The sequence below is a fragment of the Streptomyces sp. NPDC020681 genome (assembly GCF_044334895.1).
Taxonomy (GTDB): Bacteria; Actinomycetota; Actinomycetes; order Streptomycetales; family Streptomycetaceae; genus Streptomyces.
Genome location: NZ_JBIRTX010000001.1, coordinates 812,734 through 833,890 on the forward strand (window position 1 = coordinate 812,734; position 21,157 = coordinate 833,890).

Below are 21,157 nucleotides of genomic sequence, written 5' to 3' on the forward strand. Positions count from 1 at the left end.
TGAACGACGCTGTTCGGACCATTGTTACGTTGAAGTGCGGTCACCAATTTTCCGTTTTCAGAGGCGTGTTGAAAAACCTCAACACGTCTTGGACCACGCCGCAGGTCCGGCGGCGACGAAAGGGCGGACGAGTCAGATGGCGAGTGAGCACCGGTCGGTGGCGGCGGATTCGTACGAGGTGCACGACACGGCGGTCGCGGTCGTCGGAATGTCGTGCCGGCTGCCGATGGCGGACAATCCCGCGGAATTCTGGGAGTTGCTCCGCGAGGGACGCAGCGCCGTCTCCGACGTACCGGCCGACCGCTGGGACACGCGCTCGGCCCAGGACGCGTCGCACGGACCGCAGGCACCGCGGCGAGGCGGATTCATCGACGGCGTAGGGGACTTCGACGCGGCCTTCTTCGGCATCTCGCCCCGTGAGGCCGTCTCCATGGACCCCCAGCAACGACTCGTGCTGGAGCTCGCCTGGGAGGCGCTGGAGGACGCGGGGATCGTGCCAGCGACGCTGCGCGGCAGCCGCACGGCGGTCTTCGTGGGCACCTTGCGGGACGACTACACGAATCTGGTCTACCAGCACGGCACGGACGCGATCACCCAGCACACGATGGCCGGGGTGAACCGGGGTGTCATCGCCAACCGGGTCTCGTACTACCTCGGTCTGCACGGGCCGAGTCTGACCGTGGACTCCGCCCAGTCCTCCTCCCTCGTCGCCGTCCACCTGGCCTGCGAGAGCCTCCGGTCGGGGGAATCGTCGACGGCCGTCGCCGCCGGTGTGAACCTGAACGTCCTCGTCGAGAACGCGGTCACCGAAGAGCGCTTCGGCGGCCTGTCGCCCGACGGTCTGAGCTACACGTTCGACGCCCGCGCGAACGGCTTCGTGCCGGGTGAGGGCGGCGGCGTCCTGATCCTCAAGCCCCTGGCCGCGGCTCTGGCCGACGGCGACCGCATTCACGGCGTGATCCGCGGCAGCGCCGTGAACAACGACGGCTCGACCGCCGGCCTGACCGTGCCGAGCCAGGCCGCGCAGGAGCAGGTGCTTGCGTCCGCGTGCCGCAGGGCGTCGGTCGATCCGGCGTCCGTGCAGTACGTGGAACTGCACGGGACCGGCACCCCGGTAGGGGACCCCATCGAGGCCGCGGCGCTCGGAGCGGCGCTCGGCACCGGGCGCACCCCCGAGAACCCGCTGCTGGTCGGCTCGTCGAAGACCAACGTCGGGCACCTGGAGGGCGCGGCGGGCATCGTCGGCATGCTCAAGGTGCTGCTGAGCCTGCGGCACCGCGCGTTGCCCGCCAGCCTGAACTTCGAGACTCCCAACCCCCGTATTCCGCTGGCCGAACTGGGTCTGTCCGTCCAGCGGGAGTTGACGCCTTGGCCCCACGAGGACCGGGAGCTGTTGGCGGGCGTGAGCTCCTTCGGCATGGGTGGCACCAACTGCCACGTCGTGCTGTCCGAGGCTCCCCGTATTGCGGACGACCAGCTGCGGGCCACTGCGCCTTCGAGTAGCCCGGCCGCCGCCGGGGTGCTGCCGTGGGTGCTCTCGGGCCGCGGCCCGCAGGCGCTGCGCGCCCAGGCCGGGCGGCTGCACACGTTCCTCTCCGACGGCTCGCGGACCCCCGCGGACGTGGGCTGGTCGCTGCTGTCGTCCCGGACCCTGTTCCCGCACCGCGCCGTCCTGCTCGGCGGTGACAGCGAGGTGCGGGCCGGACTGGAGGCTCTCGCCGCCGGGACGCCCGCGGCCGGTGTCGTCACCGGCTCGGTGCAGCCGGGCGGGCTCGGCGTCCTGTTCACGGGACAGGGCTCGCAAAGGGCCGGCATGGGGCGGGAGTTGTACGCGGCCTTCCCTGTCTTCGCGGGCGCGTTCGACGACGTGTGTGCCCATCTGGACCCGCTGCTGGAGCGGCCGCTGACCGGGGTGATCGCCTCCGGCGAGGGCCTGGAGCGCACCGGGTGGACGCAGCCCGCGCTGTTCGCCCTGGAGGTGGCGCTGTACCGGCTTGTGGAGTCCTGGGGCGTACGCCCGGACTTCGTGGCCGGGCACTCGGTCGGCGAGGTGGCCGCGGCTCATGTGTCCGGCGTGCTCACACTGGCGGACGCGGCGCGCCTGGTCGCGGCCCGCGGGCGGCTGATGGAGGCGCTGCCGGAGGGCGGCGCCATGGTTGCCGTGGAGGCGCCGGAGGACGAACTGCTGGAGCTGCTGGCCCCGTACGAGGACCGTGCCGGGATCGCCGCGGTCAACGGGCCGCGGGCGACTGTGGTCTCGGGAGCCGAGGACGCCGTCCTGGCCGTCGCCGGGCAGGCGTCCGAACGAGGCTGGAGGACCAAGCGGCTGACGGTCAGTCATGCCTTCCACTCGCCGCTCATGGAGCCGATGCTGGAGGACTTCCGCCGGGTGGTGGAGACGTTTGCCTTCGAGGCCCCGCGCATCCCCGTGGTGTCCACCGTGACCGGCCGGGTCGCGGAGAGCGATGCCTTGTGCTCGCCCGACTACTGGGTGGACCAGGTACGCCGTCCGGTCCGGTTCCTGGAGGCGGTCCGTGCCCTTGAGGCCGAGGGCGTCGGCACCTTCCTCGAGCTGGGGCCGGACGGGGTCTGCGCGGCCATGGCCGCGGAGTCCGTGCTCACCGCCGAGGCGGTCGCGGCGGTCCCGGCGCTGCGCGCCGGCAGGTCCGAGCCGCAGTCGCTGCTGACCGCGCTCGCCTCCGTCTTCGTACGCGGTACGGAGGTGGACTGGGCCGCGGCGTACTCGGGAACCGGCGCCCGTCGCACCGAACTGCCCACCTACGCGTTCCAGCGGGAGACGTACTGGATCGACGGCGCCCCGCGCGCCGCGACGGCGCGTTCGGCCCCGGCCGATTCCGGTCCGGGCGCACCCGGGCCGCGGCCCGCGGTCGCGGCCGGTGGGCTCGGCGAGCGGCTCGCCGCCTTGCCGGCTTCGGAACGGGTGCGCACGGTGACCGAATTGGTGTCCGCGCACACGGCTGCCGTCCTGGAGTACGGGCCGGACAGCACGGTCGACCTCCGGGCCGCCTTCAGGGACCTGGGCTTCGACTCGCTCATGGCGGTGGAGCTGCGCAACGCGCTCGCCGCTGCCACCGGGCTCGCTCTGCCCAGCGGCCTCCTGTTCGCCCACCCGACGCCGGGCGCCCTGGCCGGGCACCTGCTGGCAGAGCTGACCGGCACCGGCGAAGCCGCCGACGAGCGCTCCGGACCGGCGGACGCCGGTGAGCCGATCGCCATCGTGGGCATGGCCTGCCGGTACCCGGGCGGCGTGAGCTCACCCGAGGCGCTGTGGAAGCTCGTGTCCGAGGGGGGCGACGCGATTCTTGGCTTCCCCGAGGACCGCGGCTGGGCCGAGGACCTGTTCGACCCCGAGCTCCGGCAGCCGGGCCGGAGCGCAGTCGACACGGGCGGTTTCCTGCACGACGCCGGCGGCTTCGACGCGGCCTTCTTCGGCATCTCGCCGCGCGAGGCACTGGCAATGGACCCGCAGCAGCGCCTGCTGCTGGAGACCGCCTGGGAGGCCGTGGAGCGCGCAGGCATCGACCCGGCCTCCTTGCACGGCAGCCGTACCGGTGTGTTCGTCGGCGGGACGGCTCTCGAATACGGCCCGCGCATGCACTCCGCGCCCGCGAACGTCCAGGGGCACGTCCTGACCGGCACCACCGCGAGCGTGATGTCCGGACGCATCGCCTACCAACTGGGGCTGATCGGCCCGGCGGTGACCGTCGACACGGCGTGCTCCTCCTCACTGGTGGCGTTGCACATGGCGGTACGGTCGCTGCGCTCCGGCGAGACCAGCCTTGCCCTCGCCGGAGGCGTCACCGTGATGTCCACGCCCGGCATGTTCGTCGAGTTCTCCCGGCAGCAGGGGCTGGCCCCGGACGGCCGGAGCAAGTCCTTCGCCGCGTCGGCGGACGGTACGTCCTGGGCCGAGGGCGCGGGCCTGCTGCTCGTCGAGCGGCTGTCGGACGCACGCCGCAACGGCCACGAGGTGCTCGCGGTCATTCGCGGCACCGCCGTCAACCAGGACGGCGCCTCCAACGGGCTGACCGCGCCGAGCGGGCTCGCCCAGCAGCGGGTGATCCGAGAGGCCCTCGACGACGCGGGCCTGCCGGCCGACGCCGTCGACGCGGTGGAGGCCCACGGCACCGGCACCCGGCTCGGCGACCCGATCGAGGCCGAGGCCCTGCTCGCCACGTACGGCCGGGACCGCGAAGGCCGGGAGCCCGTCTACCTCGGCTCGCTGAAGTCCAACATCGGCCACACACAGGCCGCCGCGGGCGTCGGCGGCATCGTCAAGATGGTCCAGGCCATGCGGCACGGCACCCTGCCCAGGACCCTGCATGTGGACGAGCCCACGCCGCACGTCGACTGGTCCTCGGGCACGGTGGAGCTGCTCGCCGAGGAGCGGGAGTGGCCGCGTACCGGCCGACCGCGCCGTGCCGCCGTCTCGTCGTTCGGGATCAGCGGCACCAACGCACACGTCGTGCTCGAACAGGCCGCGGACGCCGATGTCCCCGCGCCCGACGCCACGGCCGCGCCGACGACCCCGGTGCCGTGGGTGATCTCCGCCCACGACGACACGGCGCTGCGGGCGCAGGCCGCCCGGCTGCGCGAGCACGTCGCCGGCCACCCCGGACTGCCGGTCGCCGACGTCGGCCGCTCGCTGGCCGCCCGTACCGCCTTCGACCGGCGTGCGGCCGTGACCGGAACGGACACCGCCGACTTCCAGGCGGGCCTGGCGGCCCTGGCCCGCGGCGAGCAGGCGCCGAACGTGGTGCGGGGCGACGCAGGCCGGGCGGGCGGGACGGCGTTCCTGTTCACCGGCCAGGGCGCCCAGTACCCGGGCATGGGACGGGAGTTGTACGACTCGCACCCGGTCTTCGCGGAGGCACTCGATGCTGTGGCCGCGGCCCTGGACGGCCATCTGGAGCGGCCGCTGCTCCAGGTGATGTTCGCCGCCGACGGCTCGAAGGACGCCGGCCTGCTGCACCGCACGACGTACACCCAGCCCGCGCTGTTCGCCGTGGAGGTGGCGCTGTTCCGGCTGCTGGAGCACCACGGGTTCGTACCCGACCGGCTGGCGGGCCATTCCATCGGCGAGCTGGCCGCCGCGCACGTGGCGGGTGTGCTGTCCCTGCCCGACGCCGCCGCGCTCGTTGCCGCGCGCGGCCGGCTCATGCAGTCGGCCCCGTCCGGCGGCGCCATGATCGCCGTACAGGCGGACGAGGCCGAGGTGACACGGACCCTGGCGGGTCACGACGGTGCCCTCGCCGTCGCCGCGGTCAACGCCCCCGCCGCGGTCGTCGTCTCAGGTGACGACGACGCCGCCGAGCAGGTCGCGGCCCACTGGCGGGAGCAGGGACGCAGGACGCGCCGTCTGCGCGTCAGCCACGCCTTCCACTCACCGCACATGGACGGTGTCCTCGACGAGTTCCGGGCGGTCGCCGCGGGTCTGGAGTTCCGGGCGCCCGCGATCCCGGTCGTGTCGACCGTGACCGGCGCGCTCGCCACCGCCGACGAGCTGATGTCGCCCGACTACTGGGTCCGCCAGATCCGCGGCACCGTGCGCTTCCTCGACGCGGTCCGCACGCTGGAGGCCGACGGTGTCACCCGGTTCGTCGAGGTCGGCCCCGACGCGGTGCTCGCCGCCATGGCGGAGGCCTCCTTCACCACGGAGCGCGCCACGGCCGTCCCGCTGCTCCGCGCCGGCCGTGCCGATGCCGAGGTCTTCGCCTCGGGGCTCGCGCAGGTCTACGTGAGCGGGGCCGAGCTGGACCTCGCGTCGTTCTTCCCGGGCGCCTCCCGGACCGCCCTGCCCACCTACGCCTTCCAGCACGAGCACTACTGGTTCCTGTCCGAGGAGCGGAACGACGCGCGGGGCCTCGGCCTGACGGCCTCCGAGCACCCGCTGCTCGCCACGTCGGTCGAACTCGCCGACCGGGACGAGCTGGTTCTCACCAGCGTGCTCTCGCTGGGGCGGCACCCGTGGCTGGCCGACCACGGCATCGGCGGCAGCGTCCTCGTGCCTGCCACCGCCTTCCTCGAACTGGCCGTGGCCGCCGGCGAGCAGGTGGGGATCGGGCGGGTCGAGGAGCTCGCCCTGGAGGCCCCGCTGGTCCTTGGGGAGCGCCGGGGCACCCGTATCCAGGTCACCCTGGGTGCGCCCGACGCCTCGGGCGCCCGTGCGTTCGCCGTGCACTCCCGGCCGGACACCGACGACGAGCCGACCGCGTGGACCCGGCACGCGTCCGGCACCCTGGCCGAAGCGGCCCCCGCACCCGCGCCCGAGGGGCCGGCCGCATGGCCACCGGCGGACGCCGTGGCCGAGCCGCTGACCGACGTGTACGCCCGGCTGGCCGACCTTGGCTATGCGTACGGCCCCGCTTTCCAGGGGCTGCGGGGCCTGTGGCGCCGGGGTGAGGAGATCTACGCGGAACTGAGGCTGCCCGACGAGCAGCGCGACGCGGCCGGACGGTACGCCATCCACCCGGCGCTGCTTGACGCGGCGCTGCACCCGCTGGTGCTCGACGCGGCCCGGGACGGCGGCGACGATCGGGAGATCCGCCTGCCCTTCGCCTGGGACGGGACAACCGTGCACGCCGTCGGGGCCACCGAGCTGCGGGCCAGGATCACCCCGGCCGGACCCGACACCTACACGCTGACGCTCGCCGACGGCACGGGAACACTCGTCGCCACGGTCGAGCGGCTGTCGCTGCGGCCCGTACCCAAGGACCGGCTCGTCTCCGCCGGAGACCGACGCACCGACGCGCTGTTCACCGTCGAATGGCCCGTGGTCGGCACGCCCGCCGAGGCCGGCCCGAGGCTGGTCGACGCGGCCGGTGCCGAACTCCCCGACCCCGCAGGCGCCGACGCCGTCGTCGTCACGTACGCGCCCGGGACTGGGGGCGAGCACTCCGCCGAGGCCGCGCACGACGCGGCACGGCGGGCACTGCGGCTCGCCCGCGGCTGGTTGTCCGACCCTCGGTACGCCGACACCAGGCTGGTGTTCGCGACGCACAACGCCGTCGCGGTGCGCCCCGGCGAGCAGGTCGACGGCCTGGACGCCGCGCCGGTGTGGGGTCTGATCCGGTCGCTGCAGTCCGAGCACCCCGACCGTGTGGTCCTCGTCGACCTCGACGCCACGGGCGCGCCGCTGCTGCCGGCCGCCGTGGCGAGCGGGGAACCGCAAGTGGCGGTCCGCGACGGCGCGCTGCACGTACCGCGGCTGGCGCGGGCGACGCGCAAGGCCCCGGTGGCCGAGCTTGCCCTCGACCCGGACGGCACCGTGCTGGTCACCGGCGGCACCGGCGGCCTCGGCGGGCTGCTGGCCCGCCATCTGGTGGCCCGCCACGGAGTGCGTCACCTGCTGCTGACCAGCCGCCGCGGTCCGGACACCCCGGGCGTCGACGCCCTGTGCGCCGAACTCGCCGAGCTGGGAGCCCAGGTGACCGTCGCGGCCGCGGACGCGGCCGACCGCGCGGCGCTCGCCACCGTGCTGGACGGCATCCCGGCCGAGCACCCGCTGATCGCGGTGATGCACACCGCGGGCGTCCTCGACGACGCCACCGTGGAATCCCTCACCGAGGAGCAGCTCGACGCGGTGCTGCGACCCAAGGTCGACGCCGCGTGGAACCTGCACGAGCTGACGCGGGACAGCGACCTGGCCGCGTTCGTCCTCTTCTCATCCGTCTCCGGCGTCACCGGCACAGCGGGCCAGGCCAACTACGCCGCGGCCAACGTCTATCTGGACGCGCTCGCCGCCCGGCGGAGCGCCCTGGGGCTGCCCGCCACCTCGATGGCCTGGGGCCTGTGGGGCGGCGAGCGCGGCATGGGCGGCGCCCTGGGCGACGCGGACCTCGCGCGCTGGACCAGGGCCGGGATCGCGCCGCTGGCTCCGGAGCACGGCCTGGAGCTGTTCGACGCCGCGCTCACGGGCACGGGCGTCCTCGCTGTCCCCGCGGCGTTCGACCTGGTGCGGCTGCGCGCCGCAGGCTCGATGCCGCCCGCGCTGCTGCGCGGCCTGGTCAGGCCCCGTCCGCGTACCGCCGCGGCGGCTGCCGGCACGGGCGCCGACGCGTCGTCCTGGGCGCAGCAGACCGCCGCGCTCGGCGAATCGGAGCGGCGCGCCGCCGTCCTCGGCCTGGTCCGCTCGACGGTCGCCGCCGTGCTCGGACACACGGACGCCGAAGCCGTCGATCCGGACCGGGCGTTCAAGGACGCCGGCTTCGACTCGCTGTCGGGCGTGGAGCTGCGCAACCAGCTCAGCACGGTGACCGGCCTGCGGCTGCCCGCCACCGCGGTGTTCGACCACCCCTCCCCCACCGCACTCGCCACGTTCCTGCACGACCGGATCTCTGGCACCCGCCCGGCCGGGCCGGTTGCGGTACGGACGACGGCGGCCGACGAGCCCATCGCCATCGTCGGCATGGCCTGCCGCTTCCCCGGCGGGGTGCGCTCGCCCGAGTCGCTGTGGCGGCTGGTGGCCGAAGGCACCGACGCGATCAGCGAGTTCCCCGTCAACCGCGGCTGGAACCTGGAGGAGCTGTACGACCCCGACCCGGACGTGCCCGGTACGTCGTACGTACGCCACGGCGGGTTCCTGCACGAGGCGGACCAGTTCGACCCGGCCTTCTTCGGCATGTCCCCGCGTGAGGCGACCGCGACCGACCCGCAGCAGCGGCTCCTGCTGGAGACCGCGTGGGAGACCTTCGAAAGCGCGGGCATCACACCCGCATCACTGCGCGGCAGCAACGCCGGCGTGTTCACGGGTGTGATGTACGACGACTACGCCTCCCGGCTCGCGGCCACTCCCGAGGAGTTCGAGGGCTTCCTGCTGGCCGGGAACCTGTCCAGCGTGGTCTCCGGCCGCCTCGCCTACACATACGGCCTTCAGGGCCCGGCGCTCACCGTCGACACCGCGTGCTCGTCGTCGCTGGTGGCGCTGCACCTCGCGGCCAACGCGCTGCGCCAGGGCGAGTGCGACCTCGCCCTGGCCGGAGGAGTCACGGTCATGTCGGGGCCGAACACGTTCATCGAGTTCTCCCGCCAGCGCGGGCTTTCGCCCGACGGCCGGTGCCGTTCCTTCGCCGCAGGCGCTGCGGGCACCGGCTGGTCGGAGGGCGTCGGACTGCTCCTGGTGGAGCGGCTCTCGGACGCGCGGCGCAACGGACACCAGGTGCTCGCGGTGCTGCGCGGCTCGGCGGTCAACCAGGACGGCGCCTCCAACGGCCTCACGGCCCCCAACGGACCGTCCCAGGAACAGGTGATACGCCAGGCCCTCGCCAACGCCGGGCTCACCCCGTCCGACGTGGACGCCGTGGAGGCGCACGGCACCGGCACCACCCTCGGTGACCCCATCGAGGCGCAGGCGCTGCTGGCGACGTACGGCCAGGACCGGCCCGAGGGGCGGCCCCTGTACCTGGGCTCGCTGAAGTCCAACATCGGTCATGCGCAGGCCGCCGCGGGAGTCGGCGGTGTCATCAAGATGATCGAGGCCATGCGGCACGGCACGCTGCCGAGGACGCTGCACGTGGACGAGCCCTCCCCGCACGTGGACTGGGAGTCGGGCGCGGTCACGCTGCTCGCCGAGGAACGGGAGTGGCCGCGTGACGGGGAGCGGCCCCGCCGCGCCGGCGTGTCGTCCTTCGGTATCAGCGGCACCAACGCGCACGTGATCCTGGAGCAGGCGCCGGGCGACGCCGGGTCGGCAGACGCGGCACCCGCCGCTCCCGCCCCGGAGGACGACGACGTCGTGCCCTGGATCGTCTCCGGACGCGACGAGGCGGCCCTGCGCACGCAGGCCCAACGGCTGCACCAGCACCTCGTCGAACACCCCGGGCTGCGGCCGGCCGACGTGGGCCTGTCGCTGGTGACCACGCGTTCCCTGCACGAGCAACGGGCCGCCGTCGTCGGCAGCCGGGAGGAGCTGCTGAGCGGCCTGGAGGCGCTCACGCGCGGCGAGTCGGCGCCCTCGGTGGTACGCGCGTCGGGCACACGGCGGGGCAGGACAGCGTTCCTGTTCACCGGGCAGGGCAGTCAGCGCCTGGGCATGGGCCGTGAACTGTACGAGACCTCACCGGTGTTCGCCGAGGCACTGGACGCGGTGTGCGAGCACCTCGACCGCGAGCTGCCCCGGCCGCTCAAGACCGTACTGTTCGCCGCGCCGGACTCCGCGGACGCCGAGCTGCTGGACCGGACCGTCTTCACCCAGGCCGCGCTGTTCGCCGTCGAGGTGGCGCTGTTCCGGCTCCTGGAGCACCACGGCGCGACACCCGACTACCTGCTGGGTCACTCCATCGGCGAGGTCACCGCGGCGCATCTCGCGGGCGTCTTCGGCCTGGAGGACGCCTGCGCCCTCGTGGCCGCCCGGGGCAGGCTGATGCAGGCAGCCCGCGAGGGCGGCGCGATGGCGGCGGTGCAGGCGAGCGAGGAGGAGATCCTCACCTCGCTCACGGAGTTCGGCGACACGGTCGCCGTCGCCGGGATCAACGGTCCCCGGTCCGTCGTGGTCTCCGGCGACGAGAGCACGGTGGAGCGGATCGCCGCGGACTGGCGGGAGCGCGGCCGCAAGACCAAGCGGCTGACTGTCAGCCATGCCTTCCACTCCCCTCACATGGACGAGGTGGTCGGGGAGTTCGCCGCGGTCGCCTCCGGTGTCACCTTCCACTCCCCGAGGATTCCCGTCGTCTCCAACGTCACCGGGGTGCAGGCCACGGAAGAACAGCTGCGGTCGCCGGACTACTGGGCCGGGCACATCCGCGCGGCCGTCCGTTTCCTCGACGGGATCCGCTTCCTGGAGGCGGAGGGTGTGACCGACTTCGTCGAGGTGGGTCCCGACGGCGTGCTCACGGCCATGGCCCAGGACTGCCTGACCCAGGAGGCTGCCGTGCTGGCGCCGGTCCTGCGCTCCGGCAGGCCCGAATCCCGTACGACAGGCGCCGCGTTGGCGCTGCTCGGACTGCGGGGTGCGGAGCTGGACTGGTCCGCGCTGTTCCCCGGCGCACGCCGGGTGGAGCTGCCGACGTACGCCTTCCAGCACTCGCGGCACTGGCTGGAGGCACCGGCGGTGCCCAGTGACGCCGCGGGCCTCGGGCTCGGCCCGACGGGACACCCGCTGCTGGGTGCGGCGGTGACGATGGCCGGACGGGACGCCTTCCTGTTCACCGGCAGGGTGTCCCGTCACACGCACCCGTGGCTGTGGGACCACACAGTGCACGGCATGGCCCTGTTGCCGGGCACGGCCTTCGCGGACCTCGCGCTGCGCGCCGCGGAGCACGTCGGCTGCGACGAGGTCGAGGACCTCACGCTCGCCGCACCGCTGCTGCTGCCCGAGCAGGGCGGGGTACGGCTCCAGGCAGTGCTCGGCGAGGCGGACGACGCCGGGCGACGCACGCTGGAGGTCTACTCCCGTGCGGGCACGGACGACCTCGCCCCATGGGTTCTGCACGCGACCGGACGGCTGGCGCCGGCATCCGCCGAGCAGGTGGCGCCCGACCTGGGCGACTGGCCGCCCGCCGGGGCGACGGAGGCGGACCTCGACGGCGTGTACGAACGGCTGGCCGAGCACGGTTACGCGTACGGACCGGCGTTCCAGGGCCTGCGCCGGGTGTGGCACACGGACACGGAGCTCTTCGCCGAGGTGGCACTCGCGGAGGCCCTGCACGCGGACGCCGCGCGGTTCGTCCTGCACCCGGCGCTGCTCGACGCCGCGCTGCACCCGCTGCTGCCCGGAGTGACCGGCGCCGACCGTCCGGCGGTGCTGCCCTTCGCCTGGTCCGGCGTCACCGTACGAGCGACCGGCGCCACTGTGCTGCGGGTCCGGCTGTCCCTGACCGGGGCCGAATCCGCCGCGCTGACGGTCACCGACGGGCTGGGCGCGCCGGTCGCCTCGGTGGCCGAACTCGCGCTGCGGCCGCTGTCCGAGGACGCGCTGCGCGCGGCGACGGGCGCGCGCCTCGACGGTCTGCTGGAGGTGCGATGGGACGAGGCCGGCGCGGTACGCGGCGTCGACGGCGGAAGCTACGCGGTACTGGGCGAGGACCTGGTTCCCGGACACGATTCCCTGCGCCGCTACACGGACCTTGCCGCGCTCGCGGCGGCTGTCGACGCCGGGGCGGCGGTGCCGGACCTGGTGCTGACCACGCCGGATCTGCCCCAGGACACCGGCGAGGACCTGCCCGCCCGTGTCCATGAAGCCGCCCGGCGCCACCTCGAACTGGCCCGCGCCTGGCTGGCCGACGACCGGTTCGCCGAGTCCCGGCTCGTCGTCATCACCCGCGGCGCCATCGCCGCAGGACACGAAGACGTCACCAACCTCGCCCACGCGGCCGTATGGGGACTGCTGCGCTCCGCAGACAGCGAGAACCCCGGCCGCTTCGGCCTGATCGACCTCGACGGAGACACCGAGTCCGACACCGAGCTGCTCGTCGCGGCCGCGGCGGGCGAGCCGCAGGCGGCCCTGCGCAAGGGCCGGATCCTCGTGCCGAGGTTCGCCCGGGTCCGGCGAGAGACGGACACCGAGCAGTCCGCGCCGCGCTGGGACCAGGGCACCGTGCTGATCACCGGAGCCACCGGTGCACTGGGCCGAATCCTCGCCCGGCACCTGGCCGACCGGCACGGCGCCCGACACCTGCTGCTCCTCAGCCGCCGCGGCGCCGACGCACCAGGCGCGGCCGAACTCCGCGACGAACTCGCCGAGTCAGGAGTCACCGCGACCTTCGCCGCCTGCGACGCCGCCGACCGCGAAGCACTCACCAACGTCCTCGCCCAACTCCCGCCCGAGCACCCGCTCACAGCCGTCGTCCACACCGCAGGCACCGTCGACGACGGTCTCCTCACCGGCCTGACGGCCGACCGCCTCGAAGCCGTACTGCGGCCCAAGGTCGACGCCGCCTGGAACCTCCACGAACTCACCCGCGACCTGAACCTGTCGGCCTTCGTGCTGTACTCGTCCATCGCGGGCCTGCTCGGCACGGCGGGCCAGGCCAACTACGCGGCAGGCAACACCTTCCTGGACGCCCTGGCCCACCACCGCACCGCCCAGGGCCTGCCCGCCACATCCCTCGCATGGGGCCTGTGGAGCGGCGAGCACGGGGGTATGGGGGGCTCGCTGTCCGACGCCGACCTGAAGAGGCTGGCCCGCAGCGGCCTGAGGGCGCTGGCGCCGGACGAGGCGATGGCCCTGTTCGACGCCGCTCAGTCCACGGACCAGGCGGTACTGGCCGTCAGCGGCCTCGACCTGGAGGCTCTGCGGTCGAGCGGCGAGGAGCCGCCCGTCCTGTTCCGCGGCCTGGTACGCCGGCCCGTGGCGCGTGGCGCCGCAGCACGCGGCGGCGATCAGTCCGGCCCCTCACTGACGCAGCGCCTCGCCGGCCTCGCCGAGGCCGAGCGCGACCGCCTGCTCGTCGACCTCGTGCGGGCCCGGGTCGCCGAGGTACTCGGCCACGCCGACCACGGTTCCGTCGGCGACGACCGGGCCTTCCAGGAGCTGGGCTTCGACTCGCTCACAGCGGTCGAGCTGCGCAACCGGCTCGGCGAGGCCACCGGACTGCGCCTGCCCACCACCCTGGTGTTCGACCACCCGACCCCGGCGGCGCTCGCGGCCCATCTGCGCGGTCAGCTCGTCGTGGCGGACGACGGGCCGGCCGAGGCGGCGCTCGCCGGTCTCGACCGGATCGAGGGGCTGATCCGTTCGGCGGCGTCCGACGGAGCGTCCGACGACATCGCGCAGGACCAGATCGGCGCCCGCCTGCGGCAGTTGCTGCAACTCATCGACACGACGGACCGCATCGCACGGGAGGAGCCCGGTAGTGACGATCTCGAATCCGCGTCCGACGAGGACCTGTTCGCCCTCGTCGACAACATCGACTGACCGGGCACCGAAGCCGGTGCACCAGGCATCACCCGCTATTCCGCGCAACACACTGGGGAGCTGACGACACGTGGCTGACGAGAAGGAACTCCGCGACTACCTCAAGCGGGCGATCGCCGACGCACGGGACGCCCGCAGGAAGCTGCGGGAGGTGGAGGAGAAGGCGCAGGAGCCCATAGCGATCGTGGGCATGGCGTGCCGTTACCCGGGCGGGGTGGCCTCGCCGGAGGATCTGTGGCGTCTGGTCGCCGACGAGGTCGACGCCATCTCCGAGTTCCCCGCCAACCGCGGCTGGGACCTGGAGAACCTGTTCGACCCGGACCCCGAGCGGGTGGGTACGTCGTACGTCCGCCACGGCGGATTCGTGCACGACGCCGACCAGTTCGACCCCGAGTTCTTCGGTATGTCTCCGCGCGAGGCGCTTGCCGCCGACCCGCAGCAGCGGCTGCTCCTCGAGACCACGTGGGAGGTCCTCGAACGGTCGGGCATCGACCCGACGGGGCTGAGGGGCAGCCGGACCGGTGTGTTCACCGGGCTCATGTACACCGACTACGGTTCCCGTCCGCACCTTCCGGCGGAGGGCTTCGAGGGCTACCTGTACAGCGGCAGCGCGGGCAGCATCGCCGCGGGCCGCCTCTCCTACACCTTCGGCCTGGAGGGGCCAGCGGTCGCCGTCGACACGGCGTGCTCGTCGTCGCTGGTGGCGCTCCACCTCGCGGTGAACGCGCTGCGCGCGGGCGAGTGCGACCTGGCGCTCGCCGGTGGCGCGGCGGTGATGTCGACCCCCACCGGGTTCGTCGAGTTCTCCCGGCTGCGCGGGCTTGCTCCCGACGGCCGGTGCAAGCCGTTCTCGGCGGCGGCGGACGGCACGGCCTGGTCGGAAGGTGTGGGCCTGGTCCTCGTCGAGCGGCTCTCCGACGCACAGCGCAACGGCCACCACATCCTCGCCGTCATCCGCGGCACCGCCGTCAACCAGGACGGCGCATCCAACGGCCTCACCGCACCCAACGGACCCTCCCAAGAACGCGTCATCCGCCAAGCCCTGAAGAACGCCGGCCTCAACCCCAACGACATCGACGCCGTCGAAGCCCACGGCACCGGCACCCGCCTCGGCGACCCCATCGAAGCACAAGCCCTCATCAACACCTACGGCCACAACCGACCCAAAAACCAACCCCTCCACCTCGGCTCACTCAAATCCAACACCGGCCACACCCAAGCCGCCGCCGGCGTCGGCGGCATCATCAAAATGGTGCAGGCCATGCACCACGGCACCCTGCCCAAAACCCTCCACCTCAACGAACCCACCCCCTACGTCGACTGGCAAACCGGCGACATCTCCCTCCTCACCGAAGCCCGCGAGTGGCCCCACAAGGACACCCCCCGACGCGCCGCCGTCTCCGCATTCGGCATGGGCGGTACCAACGCGCACGTCATCCTGGAGCAGGCAACGGAGGAAGACCCGGCCGGGACAACGGCGGACGAGGTGACGGGTGAGGCCGAGAGGGCTGCCGAAGCCGTCGAGCCCCGCCGCGTTCCCGTACTGCCCTGGCTGCTCTCCGCCAAGACCCCCCAGGCACTGGCCGGCCAGGCCGAACGCCTCCTCACACACCTCCAGCAGCACCCCGGACTGACCCCGCTGGACGTCGCCCACTCCCTCGCCACCGCGCGCACCACGCACGACCACCGCGCCGTCATCCTCACCCCAGACCACACCCACCCCCACGACCAGCTCCACGCCCTCACCCAAGGCACCCCCACCCCCGACACCGTGCGAGGCAGCGTCTTCGAGGCCTCCAAGACCGCGTTCGTCTTTCCCGGGCAGGGCTCCCAGTGGGCGGGCATGGCCGTGGAACTGATGGACAGCTCGCCGGTGTTCGCCGCCCGGGTCGCCGAGTGCGCGAAGGCGTTCTCCGCGTACGTGGACTGGTCGCTGGAGGACGTGCTGCGCCAGGCCGAGGGGGCGCCGTCCTTCGACCGCGTGGACGTCGTCCAGCCGGTCCTGTTCGCGGTGATGGTGTCGCTCGCGGAGCTCTGGCAGGCCCACGGGGTCCAGCCGTCCGCAGTCGTGGGGCACTCCCAGGGCGAGATCGCCGCCGCGTACGTCGCGGGCATCCTGTCCCTCGACGACGCCGCCCGCGTGGTCACCCTGCGCAGCCAGGCGATCGGCCGGGTCCTGGCCGGGCTCGGCGGCATGGTGTCCGTCGCGCTCCCCGCCGACCAGGTGCGCGAGCGCATCGCCGCCTGGCAGGACCGGATCCAGATCGCCGCGGTCAACGGCCCCGCCTCCGTGGTCGTCTCCGGTGAGGTCGAGCCGCTGCAGAGCCTGCTCGAGTCGTGCAGGGCCGACGGCGTCCGAGCCCGGAGCATCCCGGTGGACTACGCCTCCCACTCGAAGTATGTGGAGCTCCTTGAGGAGGAGCTGGCCACGCTCCTCGCACCGGTCAGCCCGCGCCGGGCGACCGTCCCGTTCTTCTCCACCGTGACGGGCGAGTGGGTCGTGGGCACCGAGCTGGACAGCGGCTACTGGTACCGCAACCTGCGGCAGACCGTTGAGCTGGAGAACGCCGTACGCGCCCTTCTGGAGCAGGGGTTCGGCACGTTCATCGAGTCCAGCCCGCACCCCGTCCTCTCGCTCGCGGTGCAGGAGACGGCCGAGGCGGCCGGTCGCGACGCCGCCGCGTTCGGCTCGCTGCGCCGCGACGAGGGGGGCATGGAGCGGTTCCTGCTCTCGCTCGGCGAAGCGCACAGCCGCGGCGTACCCGTCGACTGGCCGGCCGTCTTCGCCGGCACGCGGGCGCGCCGGGTGCTTCTGCCGACGTACGCCTTCCAGCGCACGCGCCACTGGCTGGAAGCGGCGTCCGCGCCGAGCGACGCCGCCGGTCTCGGACTCGGCTCGACCGACGGCCATCCGTTCCTCGGTGCCGCGGTCGCGGTTGCGGACCGCCGGGCCTTCCTGTTCACCGGCAGGCTTTCCCGCCAGTCGCACCCTTGGCTGGCGGACCATGCCGTACACGGCTCCGCGCTGCTGCCGGGCACCGGCCTGGTCGAGCTGGCGCTGCGGGCCGGGGAGTACGTGGGGTGCGAGCGGGTGGAGGAACTCACCCTGGCCGCCCCGCTGTTGCTGCCCGAGCGCGACGGCGTGCAGCTTCAGCTCGTCGTCGGCGAGGCCGACGAGGCCGACCGCCGCAAGCTGGAGATCTACTCCCGGCCGGACGGCGCGGGCGAGGATACGGAAGCGTGGACGCTGCACGCGGACGGACTGCTCGCCCCCGCGCCCGCCGATGTGCCCGCAGGCCTGCTCGTCTGGCCGCCCGCCGGGGCCGTCGAGGCCGATCTTGACGGCATGTACGAGCGGGTACGGGAGTTGGGGTACGAGTACGGCCCGGCGTTCCGCGGCCTGCGCAGGGCATGGCGGGGCGAGGCCGACGGCGAGATCTTCGCCGAGGTCACGCTCGCGGAGGAACTCCAGTCGGACGCCGGTCTGTTCACCCTGCACCCGGCTCTGCTCGACGGGGCGCTGCACACCCTGCTGCCGGGCGTGCTGGACGAGGACCGGCAGGCCCTGCTGCCCTTCGCCTGGTCCGACGCGACGGTGTACGCGGCGGGGGCGTCGGTCCTTCGGGTACGGCTCTCGCTGACCGGACCGGAGTCCGCTTCGCTCCTCGTGGCCGACGGCCTGGGCGCCCCGGTGGCCTCCATCGCGTCGCTGGCGCTGCGGCCGCTGTCCGAGGACACGCTGCGCGCGGCGGCGGAAGCGCACCGCGACGGGCTGCTGCGGGTGCAGTGGACCGACCTCGCGCCCGTGAACCCTCCTGCTGACACCGGGACGTGGATGCTGCTGGGCGGTGACGGCGGCCTCGGACTGCCGGTCGACGCCTCGCGGTCCTTCCCCGACCTTGCCGCGCTCGCGGCGGCTGTCGACGCCGGGGCGGCGGTGCCGGACGTGGTGCTGACCACGCCGGATCTGCCTCAGGACACCGGCGAGGACCTGCCCGACCGCGTTCATGAGGCCACCCGGCGCCACCTCCAACTGGCCCGGGCCTGGCTGGCCGACGACCGGTTCGCCGAGTCGCGGCTCGTCGTCATCACCCGCGGCGCCATCGCCGCAGGACACGAAGACGTCACCAACCTCGCCCACGCGGCCGTATGGGGACTGCTGCGCTCCGCGGACAGCGAGAACCCCGGCCGGTTCGGCCTGATCGACCTCGACGGCGCACCATCCTCCGGCTCCCTCCTGCCCACGGTCGTGGCGTCCGGCGAAGCCCAGGCCGCGGTGCGGGACGACACGGTGCTGGTGCCCCGGCTCGCCCGGGTCCGGCGCGAGACGGACGCCGAGCAGTCCGCGCCGCGCTGGGACCAGGGCACCCTGCTGATCACCGGAGCCACCGGTGCGCTGGGCCGAATCCTCGCCCGCCACCTGGCCGACCGGCACGGCGCCCGACACCTGCTGCTCCTCAGCCGCCGCGGCGCCGACGCACCAGGTGCGACCGAACTCCGCGACGAACTCGCCGAGTCAGGAGTCACCGCGACCTTCGCCGCCTGCGACGCCGCCGACCGGGACGCCCTGGCCACTGCTCTGGCGTCCATCCCGGCCGACCTCCCGCTGACGGCGGTCGTCCACACGGCGGGCCTGGTCGACGACGGTCTCCTCACCGGCCTCACCCCCGAACGCCTCGAAGCCGTACTGCGGCCCAAGGTCGACGCCGCCTGGAACCTCCACGACCTCACCCGCGACCTCGACCTCGACGCGTTCGTGCTCTACTCGTCCCTCGCCGGGCTCCTCGGCACAGCCGGCCAGGCCAACTACGCGGCAGGCAACACCTTCCTGGACGCCCTGGCCCACCACCGCACCGCCCAGGGCCTGCCCGCCACATCCCTCGCATGGGGCCTGTGGGAGGAGAGCAGCGCCAGCACCAGCCATCTGGAGGACGTCGACCTCCAGCGGATGGCACGGTTCGGGCTGCTCCCGCTGTCGTCGGACGAGGGCATGGCACTGTTCGACGCCTCCCTTTCGTCCTCGGAAGCGGTCCTGGCGGCGACCGGGCTGAATCTCGCGGCACTGCGTCGCAAGGGTTCCGAGCCCCTGCCGCTGCTGCGCGGACTCGTGCCTGCGGTCCGCCGCCGCGCCGCGGCCGGTGCGGCCGGCGGGTCGTCGCCGGCCGAGCAGCTGGCCGCCTTGTCCGGGGCCGAGCGGCAGCGGGTGCTGGTCGACCTGGTGCGCGCTCATGTGGCCGGCGTGCTCGGCCACTCGGACCAGCAGGCTGTCGAATCGGATCGCGTCTTCAAGGAGCTGGGCTTCGACTCGCTCATGGCGGTGGAGCTGCGGAACCGGCTCGGCGAGGCCACCGGACTCCGCCTGCCCACCACCCTGGTGTTCGACCACCCCACCCCGGCGGCCATCGCCGCCTTCCTGTCCACCCTGATAGCTCCCGCCGAAACGCAAGGCTCCGAGGCGGCCGTGGGCTTCGCGCCCGCCGTCGAGGATCCGGTCGTCATCGTGGGCATGGCGTGCCGTTACCCGGGCGGAGTTGCCTCGCCCGAGGATCTGTGGCGTCTGGTCGCCGACGAGGTCGACGCCATCTCGGAGCTGCCGACCGACCGCGGCTGGGACATCGAGGAGTTGTACGACCCGGAGCCGGGCACGCCGGGCAAGACGTACTCCCGCCACGGCGGCTTCCTGTACGACGGCGACCACTTCGACCCCGAGTTCTTCGGGATGTCCCCGCGCGAGGCGCTCGCCACCGACCCGCAGCAGCGGCTCCTGCTGGAGACCGCCTGGGAGACGCTGGAGAACGCGGGCATCGACGCGTCGACGCTGCGCGGCAGCCGTACCGGTGTGTACGCGGGCGTGATGTACCACGACTACGCCTCGCGGATTCAGCAGGTTCCCGAGGACATGGAGGGCTATCTGTTCAGCGGCAACGCGGGCAGTGTCGCCTCCGGTCGGGTGTCGTACACCTTCGGCCTGGAGGGGCCCGCGGTCACCGTGGACACGGCGTGCTCGTCGTCGCTGGTCGCCATCCACCAGGCGGTGAACGCGCTGCGCGCGGGCGAGTGCGACCTGGCACTCGCCGGTGGCGTGACGCTGATGTCGACCCCGCAGGGGTTCGTCGAGTTCTCGCAGCAGCGCGGGCTGTCGGCGGACGGGCGGTGCCGTTCGTTCTCCGCCGCGGCAGACGGCACCGGGTGGTCGGAAGGTGTGGGCCTGCTCCTCGTCGAACGACTCTCCGACGCACAGCGCAACGGCCACCACATCCTCGCCGTCATCCGCGGCACCGCCGTCAACCAGGACGGCGCATCCAACGGCCTCACCGCACCCAACGGACCCTCCCAAGAACGCGTCATCCGCCAAGCCCTGAAGAACGCCGGCCTCAACCCCAACGACATCGACGCCGTCGAAGCCCACGGCACCGGCACCCGCCTCGGCGACCCCATCGAAGCACAAGCCCTCATCAACACCTACGGCCACAACCGACCCAAAAACCAACCCCTCCACCTCGGCTCACTCAAATCCAACACCGGCCACACCCAAGCCGCCGCCGGCGTCGGCGGCGTCATCAAAATGGTGCAAGCCATGCACCACGGCACCCTTCCCAAAACGCTCCACCTCAACGAACCCACCCCCTACGTCGACTGGCAAACCGGCGACATCTCCCTCCTCACCGAAGCCCGGGAATGGACAACCTCCGGGGCACCGCGGCGCGCGGGCGTCTCGTCCTTCGGCATCAGCGGCACCAACGCGCACCTCATCCTGGAGCAGGCAACGGAGGAAGACCCGACCGGGACAACAGAGCCGCAGGCGCTGCCCGTTCTCCCGTGGCTGCTCTCCGCCAAAACCCCTGAGGCCTTGTCACGGCAGGCGGCACGGCTGCTGGAACACCTGGAGTTGCACCCCGGACTGTCGCCGCTGGACGTCGCCCACTCCCTCGCCACCGCGCGCACCGCGCTCGACCACCGTACGAGTGTGACCGGCGCGGGTCGGGACGAGCTCATCACCGGGCTGCGCTCGGTGCGGGCAGGCGCGGCAGAGCCGGTCCGGGCGCTGACCGACCAGTCCGCCCGGACGGCGTTCCTGTTCACCGGTCAGGGGGCCCAGTACGCGGGCATGGGCCGGGAACTGTACGAGGCCTTCCCGGTCTTCGCCGAGGCCCTCGACGCAGTGTGCTCGCACTGGGAGGGCGTGTTCGAGCGGCCGCTGCGGGAGGTGATGTTCGCGGAGCCAGGCACCGAGGCGGCGGCACTGCTCGACCGGACCGGCTACACCCAACCCGCACTCTTCGC

At 73.3% G+C, this 21,157-nt stretch carries 2 protein-coding genes and 1 pseudogene; all 3 read left to right on the forward strand.

The genetic code is table 11. The features are described from left to right. The first annotated feature begins 136 nt into the window (after positions 1-136). Positions 137-13,873 (forward strand): SDR family NAD(P)-dependent oxidoreductase, encoded by a 13,737-nt coding sequence (locus ACH4YL_RS03420; protein ID WP_398504327.1) that lies wholly within the window; start codon positions 137-139, stop codon positions 13,871-13,873. Between the two features lie 94 nt (positions 13,874-13,967). Beyond that, positions 13,968-17,555, forward strand: a pseudogene (locus ACH4YL_RS03425) (type I polyketide synthase); the annotation flags it as partial. Between the two features lie 153 nt (positions 17,556-17,708). After that, positions 17,709-21,157: type I polyketide synthase (locus ACH4YL_RS03430; RefSeq protein WP_398504394.1), on the forward strand; the 3,449-nt coding region annotated here is incomplete at its 3' end.